Below are 14,912 nucleotides of genomic sequence, written 5' to 3'. Positions count from 1 at the left end.
GTCAAACCAGGAGGCTGACACCTTGGCGACAGCGGGATTCACCGTGTTTACAAGCCCCCGCCCCSCTCCTAGCATGGCTTTTCCATGCCGTCTGCCCTCCCCGCCCACTTTGCCCACTGGCCGCCCGGCCTGCCGCGCCACCTGACGCTGCCGCAGACCCACCTCTTCCACAACCTGCAGGTGTCGGCGCAGCGCTTTCCGGACAAGGCGGCGGTCATCTTCTACGACAGCGTGATGAGCTATGCCGAGCTGCTGGCCGGCACCGAGCGCATCGCCGGCTGGCTGCAGCAGGCGGGCGGCGTGCAGGCCGGCGACCGCGTGCTGCTCTACCTGCAGAACAGCCCGCAGTGGGTGATGGCGTTCTACGGCATCCTGCGCGCCAACGCGGTGGTGGTGCCGGTCAACCCGATGAACCGCAGCGAGGAGCTGCGCCACTACGTGCACGACAGCGGCGCGCGCGTCGCCGTCGTGCCGCAGGACCTGCTGGCGCAGATGCAACCCCTGCTCGACGACGTCGGCGAGAACGGCCTGCGGCAGCTGCTCGTCGTCACTTACGCCGATGCACTGACCGCGCCCACCGACCTGCCGGTGCCCGAAGCCGTCTCGGCCACGCCGCTTTCGTTCGACGCGCCCCGGCTCACCGCATGGCGCGACGCCCTCGCGCAGGATCATCGCCCCGGCCCGCTGACCGCCGGCCCCGACGACCTGTGCGTGATGCCCTACACCTCCGGCACCACCGGCCGGCCCAAGGGCTGCATGCACACCCACCGCAGCGTGATGAGCACGCTGGTCGGCGGCGTGCAGTGGTTCGGCCGCACGCAGGACGCGGTCTACCTGTCGGTGCTGCCGTTCTTCCACGTCACCGGCATGGCCGGCAGCCTGAACGGCCCGCTGTACCTCGGCGCGACGATGGTGGTGCTGGCGCGCTGGGACCGCGACGCCGCCGCGCRGTGCATCCAGCGCCACCGCGCGACGGTGCTGCAGGCGATCTCGACGATGGTGGTCGACTTCCTGTCGAACCCGCGCCTCGCGGACTACGACCTGAGCAGCCTGCAGGGCATCCGCGGCGGCGGCGCGGCGATGCCGGCCGCCGTGGCCGCGCGGCTGCGCGAGCTGACGGGGCTGGACTACGTCGAGGGCTACGGCATGACCGAGGCGATGGCCGCGACGCACATCAACCCGCCGCACCGGCCGAAGCCGCAGTGCCTGGGCATCCCGGTGTTCGATGTCGACGCGCGGGTCGTCGACCCGGCCACGCTCGCCGAGGTGCCGGCCGGCGAGACCGGCGAGGTGGTCGTGCACGGCCCGCAGGTGATGCGCGGCTACTGGAACGACGAGGCCGCCACGCGCGACGCCTTCATCGAGATCGGTGGCCGCCGCTTCCTGCGCACCGGCGACCTGGCGCAGGTCGATGCCGACGGCTACTTCTTCATGGTCGACCGGCTCAAGCGGATGATCAACGCGTCGGGCTTCAAGGTGTGGCCGGCCGAGGTCGAATCGCTGATGTACCGCCACCCGGCCGTGCTCGAGGCCTGCGTGATCGCCGCGCGCGACGCCCGCCGCGGCGAGACGGTGAAGGCATTGGTGGTGCTGCGCGCGGGCCACGAGGCCGTGACCGCGCAGGAGCTGATCGCGTGGAGCCACGAGCACATGGCCGCCTACAAGAGCCCGCGCATCGTCGAGTTCGTCGCCGCGCTGCCGAAATCCGGCAGCGGCAAGGTGATGTGGCGCGAGCTGCAGGAGCGCGAACTCGCCGCCACATCGACACCACAACCAGGAGACAGCCCATGAGCCACATCCCCCTGCTGCGCCGGCGCTCGCTGATCGTCGCCGCCGGCGGCGCGGCCCTGGCGGCGCCGCTGCGCGTGCTGCGCGCCGAGAGCTTCCCGAGCAAGCCCATCACGCTGATCGTGCCGTGGCCGGCCGGCGGCTCCACCGACCGCCACCTGCGCACGCTGGCCGACATCGCCGGCAAGCTGCTGGGCCAGAACATCATCGTGCAGAACCAGCCCGGCGCCGGCGGCACGCTCGGGCCGGGGATGATGGCGAGCACCGCCAGGCCCGACGGCTACACGATCGCGCAGTTCCCGATGGGCATGCTGCGGCTGCCGCACATGCAGAAGGTGAACTGGCACCCGATCAACGACTTCACGTTCATCATGGGCATCTCGGGCTACACCTTCGGCTTCACGGTGCGCGCCGATTCGCCGTTCAAGACCTTCAACGACTACATCGAGGCGGCGCGCCGCGAGCCCGGCAAGATCGACTACGGCTCCACCGGCATCGGCACCTCGCCGCACCTGCTGATGGAGGAGCTGGCCGACAACGCGAAGGTGCGGCTGAACCACATCCCGTTCAAGGGCAACGCCGACCTGCAGCAGGCGCTGCTCGGCGGCCACGTGATGGCCCAGAGCGACGCGACCGGCTGGGACAAGTTCGTCGACAACGGCCAGATGCGGCTGCTCGTCACCTTCGGCGAGCGGCGCACGAAGCGCTGGCCGAACGTGCCGACCGCGAAGGACCTGGGCTACGGCGTGGTGTCCAGCTCGCCGTACGGGCTGGTCGGCCCGAAGGGCATGGACCCGGCGATCGTGAAGACGCTGCACGATGCCTTCAAGAAGGCGATGGACGACCCGCGGCATGTCGAGCTGCTCGACCAGCTGAACCAGGAGGCCTGGTACCGCAGCGGCGACGACTATGCGGCCTGGGCACGCGAGACCTTCGTGAAGGACAAGGCGCTGATCGAGCGCCTGGGCCTCGCCGCGAAGGCCTGACGTGGGCGTGCTCGCGCTGGTGTCGCCCTTGCCCGTGGCGCCATACGCCGAGGCCCTGCGGCGCGCGGCCCAAGGCATCGATGTGTGGACGAGCGACGACGAGGCGCCGCCGGAGCGCGTCGAGGCCCTGCTCGCGTGGCGCCTGCAGCCGGGGCAGCTCGCACGCTGGCCGAACCTGCGCCTGGTGTGCAGCATCGGCGCGGGGGTCGACAAGCTGATGCCGGCGGACCTGCCGGCGTCGGTCGTGCTGGCGCGCGTCGTCGATGCGAACCAGGGCTGCGAGATCGCGCAATACGTGCTGGCCTGCACGCTCGGCTTCACGAGAGACCTCGGGCGCTATGCGCAGCAGCAGGCCGCGGCGCAGTGGCTGCGTCACCCGGTGCGGGCGGCGGCGCAGTGCCGTGTCGGCATCCTCGGGCTCGGCGCGGTCGGGCAGGCGGTGGCGCGGGCCTTCGTGCCGCTGGGCTACCCGGTGGCGGGCTGGAGCCGGCGCGGCGAGCCGGTGGCCGGGGTCGAGGTGTTCAGCGGCGATGCCGGCCTCGCGGCACTGCTCGCGCGCAGCGACGTGCTGGTCTGCACGCTGCCGTTGACGCCAGCGACGCGCGGGCTGCTGAACCGGGCGACGCTGTCGCAGTTGCCGCGCGGTGCGTTCGTCGTCAGCGTCGGCCGCGGCGAGCACCTCGTGGAGGCCGACCTGCGCGCGCTGCTCGACGAAGGCCACCTGGCCGGTGCCGCGCTCGACGTGTTCGAGCGTGAGCCGCCCGATCCGTCGAACTGGGTGTGGCGGCACCCGAAGGTGGTCGCGACGCCGCACATCGCGGCGCAGGCCTCGTTCGACACCGTCGCGGCGCAATGCCTCGACGCGCTGCGCCGCGTGCGCGATGGGCAGTTGCCGCTGCATGCCGTCGATCGCTCGGCGGGGTATTGACGATGGACGACGCCTTCCGGACGATTCCCTCGCAGGTCCGCACCCATGCGCAGGCGCGGCCGGCGCAGGCGGCGCTGATGCAGGGCGGCGAAGTGCTGTCGTATGCCGCACTCGATGCGCTGATGGACCGCATCGCCGCCGCGCTGCAGCGCGATGGCGTGCAGGTGGGCGAGGCGGTCGCGGTGTGCGCCGGCACGTCGACGCGCTACGCCGCGGTGTTCCTCGGCGCGCTGCGCGCCGGCGTGGTCGTCGCGCCGCTCGCACCGTCGTCGACGGCCGAGAGCCTGGCCGCGATGCTGGCCGATGCGCAGCCGCGCGCGCTGTTCGTCGATGCCGCGGCCGGCGCGTTGATTGCTGCATCCGAGGTACCGCGCATCGCGCTCGACGACGACGCGGCCTTCGAGCGCTGGCTCGCACCGGCCGGAGCACGCGTGGACGAACCGGCGCTGCCACCCGACGCGCCGTTCAACATCATCTATTCGTCCGGCACCACCGGCGTGCCGAAGGGCATCGTGCAGTCGCACGGCATGCGCTGGTCGCATGTGCAGCGTGGCCGGCAGTACGGCTACACGCCCGATGGTGTCACGCTGCTCGCGACGCCGCTGTACTCGAACACCACGCTGGTGGTGTTCTTCCCGACGCTGGCCTATGGCGGCTGCGCCGTGCTGATGCCGAAGTTCGACGCGGCCGGCTACCTGGCGCTGGCCGCGCGGCACCACGCGACGCACACGATGCTGGTGCCGGTGCAGTACCAGCGGCTGATGGCGCTGCCGGGCTTCGGGCAGCACGACCTCTCCGCCTTCATCAACAAGTTCTGCACCAGCGCGCCGTTCGGCGCCGCGCTGAAGGCGGATGTGCTGGCGCGCTGGCCGGGCGGGCTGGTCGAGTTCTACGGCATGACCGAGGGCGGCGGCACCTGCATCCTTGCGGCGCACGAGCACCCGGACAAGCTGCACACGGTCGGGTGTCCCGCCGAAGGGCACGACATCCGGCTGATCGACGACGACGGCCGCGAGCTGCCGGCCGGCGCCACCGGCGAGGTGGTCGGCCATTCGCCCGGGATGATGCTCGGCTACCACCGGCAGCCGCAGAAGACGCGCGAGGCGGAATGGTTCGATGCGGCGGGCAAGCGCTTCATCCGCACCGGTGATGTCGGGCGCTTCGATGCCGACGGCTTCCTGGTGCTGCTCGACCGCAAGAAGGACGTGGTGATCAGCGGCGGCTTCAACATCTATCCGAGCGACCTCGAGGCGGTGCTGCGCGAGCACCCGGCGGTGGCCGATCTGGCGGTGGTGGGCGTGCCGTCGGCCGAGTGGGGCGAGACGCCGGTGGCCTTCGTCGTGCGGCGCGTGGGGGCGGGTGCGGGGGCGGGGGCGGACGACGCCACGGCCGACGACCTGAAGCACTGGCTGAACGCCCGCGTCGGCAAGACGCAGCGCGTGGCTGGCGTGCGCTTCATTGACGAGCTGCCGCGCAGCGCGATCGGCAAGGTGCTGAAGCGCGAGTTGCGCGAGCGTTGGCACTGAGCACAACGGCCGCGCGATTTCTTGCAGCCGCATGAAAGGCGGGCAAGTTCATCGGGTATCCAAAAGTCACGGATGTGAGGGGCGGGTTTACACGTAGGATCCCGCCCGCCAAGGGTTCCACCCGCGGCGCCGGCAGCAGTCAACGGCCGGTTTCATCTCCACGAGACAACACAGGATTCCCCATGAAGAAGATCCTCCTCACCGCCCTCATCGCGATGGCAGGCAGCGTCGGCGCGCACGCCGAAGGCATCTACGTCGGCGTGGCCGCCGGCGGCACCAACATCGACCTCGATTGCAATGGCGCCCCCAGCTGCGACAAGAGCGACACCGGCTTCAAGCTGTTCGGCGGCTACAAGCTGACCGAGAACATCGCCATCGAGGGGCACTACGCCGACTACGGCAAGGCCAAGCTCAGCGGCGGCGGCACCTCCGTCGACGTGAAGCTGTCGGGCTTCGGCATCGGCGCGGCCTACCTGGGCGACTTCACGCCCGACTGGAACGGCGTGGTCCGCGCCGGCGTCGCGCGCAACAAGGTGAAGCTGGATGGCGCAGCCTCCGACTCGGAGAGCAAGACCAAGGCCTACGTCGGCGCCGGCATCGGCTACAAGCTGACCAAGGAAGTCGCGCTGACCGCCGCCATCGACTACACCGAAGGCGAGCTGCAGGGCGACAAGGCCAAGGCCACGCTGTACACGATCGGCGTCAACTACAACTTCTGATCCGCCGACATCGGCCGGCCGATCCCGCGCAATGCGGGGTCGGCTATTTTTTTGCGCGCTGCGCTTCGCCCCACAGGCCCTGGCACTGCTGGGCCAGCGGGCCAGACGCCGCCGAGGCCGGCGGCGCGGGCGTCTTCTTCAGGCGCTTCTGCTCGGCCACGTAGGCGCTGCTCTTGCGCAGCGCGGCCAGCTTGCCCAGCATCTTCTCGTCTTCCGCCACGTGGTACAGCCGCAGGTAGGCCACGTCGCGCTGGCCTTTCATCTCGGGGTACAGCGCCTCGCAGCGCTGGTAGCTGGCGTCGTAGCGGGCCAGTTTCTTCGCATCGAGCGTCAGCGCCTGGGCGGAGCCGGCGAACAGCGTGAGGGCGGCGAGAGCGGTCAGGAGGAGGCGCATGGGGTTGGACTGCAAATGCGGAAGGTCGCAAGCATAGAGCGACTACGCCACAGGCGTGCATCCAGCTGCAACCACGCGCCAAGCCGGCTCTGTGGACAGCTGGTCGAACTGTCCAGGGTGGGTGAACGATGGAAGCAGATCGGCGAGCGGTCGGTGGGAACCGGGCGCAGTTTCGTGTCACTCAGCACGTCGACCCCGTCGCTTCCGCGCGGACGCCACGGGCGACTCCAGCTCCACGAAACACCACAGGATTCACCGTGAAGAAATTTCTCCTCAGCGCACTCATCGCGGCCGGCAGCGTCGGCGCACACGCCGAAGGCCTCTACGTCGGCGCGGCCGCGGGCGGCACCAGGCTCGACGTCGATTGCACCAGTTGCGACAAGAGCGGCACCGGCTTCAAGCTGTTCGGCGGCTACAAGCTGACTGACAACGTCGCCGTCGAGGCGCACTACGCCGACTACGGCAAGGTCGACTTCTTCGACATCGTGCAGGGCAGCATCGTCAACGGCGACATCAGGATGTCGGGCTTCGGCGTCGGTGCCGCGTTCCTGGGCGATTTCGCGACCAACTGGAACGGCGTGCTTCGGGCCGGCGTTGCACGTAACAGGATGAAGGCATCGGCTTCGACCCAAGCAGCGACGCTATCCGCCTCCGAGAGCAAGTTCAAAGGGTATCTCGGTGCCGGCATTGGCTACAAGCTGACGAAGGACGTCTCACTGAACGCCGCCATCGACTTCACCCAAGGCGAGTTCATCGGCGAGAAAATTCAGACCATGCTGTACACGGTCGGCGCGATCTACAACTTCTGATCCGGCCGACCTGACGGCATCGAGCCGGCCTCGCGCGATGCGGGGTCGGTTATTTTTTTGTGYGCTGGTACCGCAGCACCGTCATCGAGCGCGCGGGCAGCGTCGCCGCCGCGGCCGGCTTGATGCGTGTGAACGCCGCCTCCTTGTCGACCACGCGCGCATCGAAGGACTGCCCGCCGGCAAGCTTCCACGACGCCAGGGTCGTCCTCAACGGTTTCGCCTTGGTGTCGCTGTTGATCAGCACGACCGACAGCGTGTCGCCATCGACCAGCGCATGGCTCCACACGCCCGCATCGCTCGCGGACACCGGCACGAACTTCCCCTGCAGCGGCGCGAGCAGCCGGAACGCGTAGTACGTCGCCCGCGGCGCCCCACCGCTGTCGAGCAGGCCGTGGAAGCCGGTCCCCTGGTACGCGAAGTAGTGCGCGAAACGCAGCCCGGCCTCGGCGCTGCGCAGCGCGAACTCGGCGGCCCACAGCGCGCCGACCTGCTCGCCGATGAAGCGCTGGCCGTCGGAGCGGGACGACAGGCCGTATTCGGTGATGCCGAGCTCGATGGCGCGCGCATGGCCGAGCGGGTTGCTCGCCGGGTCGGCCAGCAGACGCCGGTACTCGGCCGGCCAGCGCGTCGCGTCGTCGATGCTCGCGAGCGCGGCCGCCTCGGAGCCGGTGCCTTCGGTCGGGTAGATGTGCCAGGTCAGCACGTCCACCACGTCGCCGCACAGTGCGATGAAGCGGCGCGCAAATGCCGGTGCGATCGGCATCGCGCCCGACACCGCCGGGCCGGCGATGCGCGCCTGCGGGTCCTCGCGCTTGATCGCCGCGGCCTGCGCGCGGAAGACCTCGCAGTAGCGCTCCGGCGTCCAGCTCGCGTCGCCGCGCGTGACGGCGAACAGGTCGGGCTCGTTGCCGATCTCCCACACCGGCACCGCCAGCCCGCGTTCGCGCGCCAGGCGCACCGCCGACGCGGCGTCTTCGGGCGTGTTCGCCGCCGCCACGCCGAGGCGGCCACCCTGGAACACACGCGTCTGGATCAGCAACTCGGGCGCCGGGCCGCCCAGCAGTTCAAGGTTGGTCTTGAACAGGTCGAGCCGCGCACCGGTGAGGTCTTCGTCGTCACCGGCGTTGCCGCCCGGGAAGCGCAAGGCCGCCGCCGGCGCCTGCCGCATCTCGCGGGCGAACTCGCCGATCTGCATCCAGTTGCCGATGTTGTAGCCGCGCAGGATCGCCGGCGCGGCCGCGATGCTGCTCGGCGACGGGAGATCCGATGGGATGCTCAGCGTGACGGGTGCGGCCATCGTGAGCAGCGGCAGGGCCAGCAGCGATGTGCAGGTGACAAGCGATGTGATCGACATGGCCGGGGATGCTAGTGGCGCTGAAATCGATTTCACATCGGTACTTTCCAGGCGCGCCCGTACGCCGCTTCCTTCCCCTTGGATGCAAGCCCCCACCGGCAGAGCGTCGAGACAGCGCACTGCGTCCACCAGCTCCCTCGCGGCGTAAACGCAGGTCAGCCGGCATCCCGCCGGCTGCCATGCCACCACACCAGGAGAAGCCATGACACCCACCCGTTTGCGCAGCGCACCGCTCGCGCTGGCCGCGACCCTCGCGCTGTGCGCCGCCGCCCATGCCTCCAGCCACCGCGAGGCGCCGTTCATCACCACGCAACCCAAGGTCGACGCCACCGATTTCTACATGTTCCGCAGCTACGAGGCCGACCGCACCGACTACGTCACGTTGATCGCGAACTACCTGCCGCTGCAGGACGCCTACGGCGGACCGAACTACTTCTCGATGGATCCGAACGCGCTGTACGAGATCCACATCGACAACAACGGCGACGCGAAGGAAGACCTGAGCTTCCAGTTCCGTTTCAAGAACACGCTGAACAACGTCAGGCTGCCGATCGGCGACAAGAACGTCGCGATCCCGCTGATCCAGGCCGGCCAGGTGACCGATGTGCGCTCGGCCGCGCTGAACCTCACCGAGACCTTCACCGTCGACGTGGTGCGCGGCGACCGCCGCAGCGGCCGGCGCAGCGCGATCACGAACGCGGCCGGCGGCAGTGCCACCTTCGACAAGCCGGTCGACAACATCGGCGTGAAGACCCTGCCCGACTACGCTGCCTATGCGGCCAAGCACATCTACACCGTCAACATCCCGGGCTGCGCGATGCCGGGCAAGGTGTTCGCCGGCCAGCGCAAGGACCCGTTCGCGGTCAACCTCGGCACCATCTTCGACCTGGTCAACGCGCCGGTGGCCGTGATCACCGACCCGGCCCTGATCAATGCGGCACCGAACACCATCGACGACAAGAACGTCACGACGCTCGCGCTCGAGGTGCACAAGAGCTGCCTGACCGCCGGCACCGACCCGGTGATCGGCGGCTGGACCAGCGCCAGCCTGCGCCAGGTGCGCCTGCTCGACCCGACGCCGAAGGCCGGCCACCAGACCACCGAGAAGGCCGGCGGCGCCTGGACCCAGGTCTCGCGCCTGGGCATGCCGCTGGTCAACGAGGTGGTGATCGGCCTGCCCGACAAGGACCGCTTCAACGGCTCGAAGCCGAAGGACGACGCGCAGTTCGCCGCCTACGTCACCAACCCGACGCTGCCCGCGCTGCTGGAGATCGCGCTGAAGCTGCCCGGCACCGCGCCGAAGAACCTGCCGCGCACCGACCTCGTGACGGCCTTCCTGACCGGCATCAAGGGCGTGAACCAGCCGGCGAGCGTGACGCCCTCCGAAATGCTGCGGCTGAACACCGCGATCGCGCCGGTGGCCTTCGCCGACCAGAACCGGCTCGGCATCGTCGGCAACATCCTTGCGGGCGGCACCGACAACGCCGGCTTCCCGAACGGCCGCCGGCCGAAGGACGACGTGGTCGACGTCTCGCTGGTCGCGGTGATGGGCGGGCTGTGCATCGCCAACGGCGACACCGACAAGTTCGGTTTCGGCGCGGCCTGCAAGCCGGCCAACGTGCCGCTGGGGGCCACCTCGCTGAAGCTGCACGACGCGGTCGACCAGGCCGTGCTGCCGCTGCTGCCGGGCTTCCCGTACCTGTTCACGCCCATCGGCGGAACGCATTGAGGAGCGCAGCATGAACAAGCTTCTTCAAGCGTTCGGCATGAGCCTGGTGGGTGCCGCTTTGCTGACGGCGTGCGGTGGCGGCGGAGGGTCCGGCGGCGACGCGCCGGCCCCGGAGGAAACCGCGGTGCCCGTCACTGCGGCAGCCACGCCGGCGGCGTACACCGAGTACGCCGCGGCACGGGTGAACGTGGCGTCCGACAGCGGCGAGCCGCTGAGCCTGGACGCCATCGCGAACGTGCCGACCAGCGAGACCGACGAACCGGCCACGCTCTGACCGGAACCCGTCGTCCGGATGCCGATCCGGGCGACGGACCCTTTTCCAGCCGAGGTGATGATGATTCGCTCGATCTTCCGGTGGTGGCCGGTGGCGCTGCTGCATGCCGCGCTGTGCCACGCCGCCCCCTTCGTTCCAGCCGGCGACGACACCATCGTCGAGCGCCTGCCGGCCCGCATCGGCAGCAGCGCCGAGCGCCAGCAGCAACGCGCGCTGCGCGAGCAACTGCGCCAGCACCCGGCCGAACTGCAGCTCGCGACGCGGCTGGCACACGACGCCATCGAACGCGCGCGCCGCGACGGCGACCCACGCGAACTCGGCCAGGCCCAGGCCGCCCTGGCGCCGTGGTGGACCCAGCCCCATCCCCCGGCGCCGGTGCGCCTGCTGCGCGCGATCGTGCGGCAGAGCCAGCACGATTTCGGGCCGGCCCTGCAGGATCTCGATGCGCTGTTGCAGCCCGGCCCGCAACCGGTACCGCTGGCCATCCAGGCCCAGGCCGAGCTGACGCGTGCCTCGGTGCTGCAGGTGCAAGGCCGCTGGCGCGAGGCCGATGCCGGCTGCGAACGCCTGCTGGGAGCGCACTACGCGGCCCTCGGCAGCGCGGTGCAATTGCCGGCGCAGGTCTGCCGTGCCGAATTGATGAGCCTGCAAGGCCGGGCCGAACCCGCCGCGGCGGCGCTGGCCGCACTGGCCCGGCAGCCGGACGCCGACACCGGTTGGCTGGCGCTCGTGCAGGCCGAACTGGCCGAGCGCCGCGGCGATGCATCGGCCGATGCGCTGTACCGGCGCGCGATCGCAGCGTCATCGCCACCCGACGTCTACACGCTGGCCGCCTGCGCCGACTGGCTGCTGGCGCAACACCGCGAGCGCGATGCCGCAGCGCTGCTGGCCGGCCGCGAGGATGCGGACGCCTTGCTGCTGCGCCTGGCGATCGCCTGGAAGCGCAGCGCCGATCCCCGCGCGCCACAGGCCATCGCCACGCTGAGCGCTCGCTTCGACGCGGCCCGCCTGCGCGGCGACCGCAGCCACGCGCGCGAGCAAGCGCGCTACGAACTCGACCTGCTGGGCGACGCGCCCGCCGCGCTGTCGAGCGCGCAGGCGAACTGGGCCGTCCAGAAGGAACCGGCCGACGCGCTGCTGCTGGTACGCGCCGCGCTGGCGGCGAAGCAACCGCAGGCGGCACAGCCGGTGTGGCAACGGGTCCGCGACACCGGCTGGCAGGATGCGCGCCTGCAGGCGCTCGCCGGGAGCGGCTCATGAATGCGCGCCACTTGCTGATCGCCTGCCTCGGCCTGCTGCCGCTCCTCGCGCAGGCCCACAAGCCGAGTGACGCCTACGTCCACCTGAAGGTCGATGGCGCCATCGTGGAACAGCGCTTCGACATCGCGCTGCGCGACCTGGAACGCGAACTCGCACTCGATGCCGACGACGACGGGCAGCTCGCCTGGGGCGAGGTGCGCACGCGCTGGGCCGACATCGACCGGCTGTCTCTGCAAGGCCTGTCGGTGCAGGCCGACGGCGCGCCGTGCGCGCCCGGCGCCAGCGGCGCGCAGCAGCTCGACGAGCACAGCGACGGCCACTATGCGGTGTTGACGCGACGCTGGACCTGCCCCGCACCGGTCCAGTCGTTGACGCCCGTCTACCAGCTGTTCGCGCAAAGCGACCCGACGCACCGCGGCATCGTCCGCGTGCAACAGCAGGGCCGCGATGAGACCGCCGTGCTGGTGCCCGGCGATGCGCCGCGCAGCTTCGGCACGGCTGCCGGGCCCGTCTTCGCCGGCTTCGTCGCCGAGGGCGTGCACCACATCCTGATCGGCAGCGACCACATCCTGTTCCTGCTCGCGCTGCTGCTGCCGGCCGTGCTGGCATCGCCGCGCCTGCGGCCGGTGCTGGCCGAGGTGCTGCGCGTCGTCACCGCCTTCACCGTGGCGCACTCGATCACGCTGGCGCTGGCCGCCTTCGATCTCGTGAACCCGCCGTCGCGCTGGGTCGAATCGATCATCGCCGCCAGCGTCGTGTTCGCGGCGCTGAACAACCTGGTGCCGATGGTGCGCGAGGGCCGCTGGAAACTGACCTTCGCGTTCGGGCTGGTGCATGGCTTCGGGTTCGCCGGCGCGCTGAAGGACGCCGGGCTCGCGCAGGGCGCACTCGCGCTGCCGCTTCTCGGCTTCAACCTCGGTGTTGAACTGGGGCAGCTCGCGATCGTCGCCGCCTTCGTGGCGAGCGTCTGGGTGCTGCGAACGACACGCTTCTACCGGCATGTGCTGCTGCGCGGCGGCTCGGCGCTGATCGTGCTGGTCGCGGTGGTGTGGCTGACCGAACGCGCCTTCGACATCAGGCTCGGAACAGCGAGTGCCCAGGTGGCGAGCGAAGCGGCCCTGCCCCCCGTCGAGGTCATCGGCCACTACCTGAACGGCGTCGGCACGTCGAGCGCCGCCAGCGAAGGCAGCGTCACCGCCCGGCTGATCGCCAACCGCCCGGCACTGCGGCCGGCCGAGGTGCTGGAGTTCGTGCCCGGCCTGATCGTCACGCAGCACAGCGGCGACGGCAAGGCCAACCAGTACTTCCTGCGCGGCTTCAACCTCGACCACGGCACCGACTTCGCGAGCTTCGTCGACGGCATGCCGGTCAACATGGTGAGCCACGCACACGGCCAGGGCTACAGCGACCTGAACTTCCTGATCCCGGAGCTGGTGCAGCGCATCGACTACCACAAGGGACCGTACTTCGCGGCCGATGGCGACTTCGCATCGGCCGGCACGGCGCGCATCGCGCTGGTCGACGAGATGCCGCGCGGCACCGCCAAGCTGACGCTGGGCGAGCACGGCTACCGGCGTGCGCTGCTGGCCGACAGCACGGCCTTCGGCGAGGGCCACCTGCTGGGCGCGCTGGAACTGCACGGCAACGACGGCCCGTGGGAGCAGCCCGAGCGCCTGCGCAAGGTCAACGGCTGGCTGCGCTATGGCGAACGGAACGCGGCCGGCTCGCGCAGCCTGAGCTTCATGGCCTACGACTCGCGCTGGTCGGCGACCGACCAGATCCCGCAGCGCGCGGTGGACGACGGCACGGTGGGCCGCTTCGGCACGCTGGACCCGAGCGACGGCGGCAGCACGCAGCGCATCAGCCTGTCGGCGCAGCAGACGCGGCTGCTGGACGACGGCGACTGGCGCGTGAGCGCGTACGCGATCCGCTCGCGGCTGAACCTGTTCTCCGACTTCACCTACCTCATGGACGATCCGGTCAACGGCGACCAGTTCGAGCAGGCCGAGCGGCGCCAGGTGCTGGGCGGCGAGGCGAGCCGGCACTGGAACGTGAAGCTGGGCGGGCGCGAGCAGCAGTTCAGCCTCGGGCTGCAGTTGCGGCATGACCAGTTGAGCCCCGTCGGGCTGTATGCGGCGGCGCACGGGCAGCGGTTGGCGGTGAAACAGGAGAGCCAGGTGCGGCAGGCATCGGCCGGCGTCTACGGCGAATGGGCGACGAACTGGACGCCGTGGCTGAGGAGCGTGGCCGGGCTGCGCGCCGATCGGGCGCACTTCTCCGTCGACAGCTCGGTGGCCGGCAACAGCGGCCGCGTGGGCGACGGCATCGCGTCGCCGAAGCTGTCGCTGATCTTCGGGCCATGGGCGCAGACCGAGTTCTTCGCCAACTACGGCAGCGGCTTCCACAGCAACGACGCGCGTGGCACGACGGCGGCCGCCGATCCGGTGCCCGGGCTGGTGCGCAGCCGCGGCGGCGAACTGGGGCTGCGCAGCGAAATCGTGCCGGGCCTGCAGAGCTCGCTTGCGCTGTGGCGGCTGGACCTGGATTCGGAGCTGGTCTTCGTCGGCGATGCAGGCACCACCGAGCCGAACCGCGCGAGCCGGCGCAGCGGCGTCGAGTGGAACAACCACTGGCAGCTGGAGGCGCTGGGGGGGCGGGCGTGGAAGGGCTGGTTGCTGGACGTGGACTTGGCGGCCTCTCGCGCGCGCTTCACCGACAGCGCGCCGGAGGGCGATCACGTACCCGGGGCGGTCAACCGCGTGCTGTCGGCCGGCCTCACCTGGGCCGATGCGGCGTCGCCCTGGTTCGGGCAGTTCCAGCTGCGGCACTTCGGGCCGCGCGACCTGATCGAGGACGGCTCGCAGCGGTCGAGCGCGACGACGCTGGCCTACCTGCGCGGCGGCTGGCGTGCAACGCGCAGCCTGACGTTCAACGTCGACGTGTTCAACCTGTTCAACCGCGCGGCGAGCGACATCGACTACTGGTACGAGTCGCAGCGGGCGGGCGAGACGGCGCCGGTGGCGGACCAGCATGTCCATCCGGTCGAGCCGCGCAGCGTGCGGGTGACGATGGCGTGGCAGTTCCGCTGAGCGGAGTTGCCTGAAAGCCAGCTTCAGTTCGGTGCCGGCACCGCCGATAGCATGGG

12 protein-coding genes are annotated in these 14,912 nt (G+C 70.4%); 10 read left to right on the top strand and 2 right to left on the bottom strand.

Annotation, left to right across the window (positions count from 1 at the left end; translation table 11 throughout):
• Nucleotides 1-84 precede the first annotated feature (84 nt).
• The 5 genes from AC1D12_RS00235 to AC1D12_RS00215 all read left to right on the top strand — a co-directional run bounded on the left by AC1D12_RS00235 (nt 85) and on the right by AC1D12_RS00215 (nt 5,947).
• Nucleotides 85-1,791, top strand: coding sequence for a long-chain fatty acid--CoA ligase (locus AC1D12_RS00235; protein ID WP_477838323.1), 1,707 nt, complete (start codon nt 85-87; stop codon nt 1,789-1,791).
• The gene (locus AC1D12_RS00230) at nt 1,788-2,774 is read left to right on the top strand and encodes a tripartite tricarboxylate transporter substrate binding protein (protein WP_477824819.1); all 987 of its coding nucleotides are present in this window, start codon (nt 1,788-1,790) and stop codon (nt 2,772-2,774) included. Before AC1D12_RS00235 ends, AC1D12_RS00230 begins: the two co-directional genes overlap by 4 nt.
• Nucleotide 2,775: 1 nt before the next feature.
• A complete protein-coding gene (locus AC1D12_RS00225) occupies nt 2,776-3,702 on the top strand; it encodes a 2-hydroxyacid dehydrogenase (RefSeq protein WP_465111515.1) in 927 nt (308 codons plus the stop codon).
• 2 nt (nt 3,703-3,704) lie between these two features.
• Complete coding sequence (locus AC1D12_RS00220) at nt 3,705-5,228, top strand: class I adenylate-forming enzyme family protein (RefSeq protein ID WP_477824820.1); 1,524 nt, start codon at nt 3,705-3,707, stop codon at nt 5,226-5,228.
• A 182-nt stretch (nt 5,229-5,410) separates the two neighbouring features.
• Nucleotides 5,411-5,947 (top strand): porin family protein, encoded by a 537-nt coding sequence (locus AC1D12_RS00215; RefSeq protein ID WP_465111513.1) that lies wholly within the window; start codon nt 5,411-5,413, stop codon nt 5,945-5,947.
• 43 nt (nt 5,948-5,990) lie between these two features.
• Here AC1D12_RS00215 and AC1D12_RS00210 read toward each other — a convergent pair whose 3' ends face one another.
• On the bottom strand, nt 5,991-6,341 hold the full coding sequence (locus tag AC1D12_RS00210) for a hypothetical protein (protein WP_465111512.1): 351 nt from the start codon (nt 6,339-6,341) through the stop codon (nt 5,991-5,993).
• Nucleotides 6,342-6,469: 128 nt separating this feature from the next.
• Here AC1D12_RS00210 and AC1D12_RS00205 point away from each other — a divergent pair, with 128 nt between their 5' ends.
• Complete coding sequence (locus tag AC1D12_RS00205; RefSeq protein ID WP_477838321.1) at nt 6,470-7,150, top strand: outer membrane beta-barrel protein; 681 nt, start codon at nt 6,470-6,472, stop codon at nt 7,148-7,150.
• Nucleotides 7,151-7,199: 49 nt separating this feature from the next.
• Here the strand turns inward: AC1D12_RS00205 and AC1D12_RS00200 are convergent, their stop codons facing one another.
• A complete protein-coding gene (locus tag AC1D12_RS00200; protein ID WP_477838319.1) occupies nt 7,200-8,504 on the bottom strand; it encodes a hypothetical protein in 1,305 nt (434 codons plus the stop codon).
• Between the two features lie 202 nt (nt 8,505-8,706).
• On the opposite strand from AC1D12_RS00200, the gene AC1D12_RS00195 reads away from it, so the two are divergent.
• The 4 genes from AC1D12_RS00195 to AC1D12_RS00180 are packed head-to-tail and all read left to right on the top strand — an operon-like array spanning nt 8,707 to nt 14,856.
• Nucleotides 8,707-10,233: a DUF4331 domain-containing protein gene (locus tag AC1D12_RS00195; RefSeq protein WP_477824823.1), complete on the top strand. Its 1,527-nt coding sequence runs from the start codon at nt 8,707-8,709 to the stop codon at nt 10,231-10,233.
• A gap of 10 nt (nt 10,234-10,243) precedes the next feature.
• A complete protein-coding gene (locus AC1D12_RS00190) occupies nt 10,244-10,507 on the top strand; it encodes a hypothetical protein (RefSeq protein ID WP_477824824.1) in 264 nt (87 codons plus the stop codon).
• A gap of 60 nt (nt 10,508-10,567) precedes the next feature.
• Nucleotides 10,568-11,767, top strand: a complete 1,200-nt coding sequence (locus AC1D12_RS00185; protein ID WP_477824825.1) for a hypothetical protein — start codon at nt 10,568-10,570, stop codon at nt 11,765-11,767.
• Nucleotides 11,764-14,856: a TonB-dependent receptor domain-containing protein gene (locus AC1D12_RS00180; protein WP_477838317.1), complete on the top strand. Its 3,093-nt coding sequence runs from the start codon at nt 11,764-11,766 to the stop codon at nt 14,854-14,856. Before AC1D12_RS00185 ends, AC1D12_RS00180 begins: the two co-directional genes overlap by 4 nt.
• Nucleotides 14,857-14,912 lie beyond the last annotated feature (56 nt).

The sequence above is a fragment of the Rhizobacter sp. P1_G5 genome, assembly GCF_056405435.1.
This window is presented reverse-complemented; position numbering and strand designations above follow the sequence as displayed.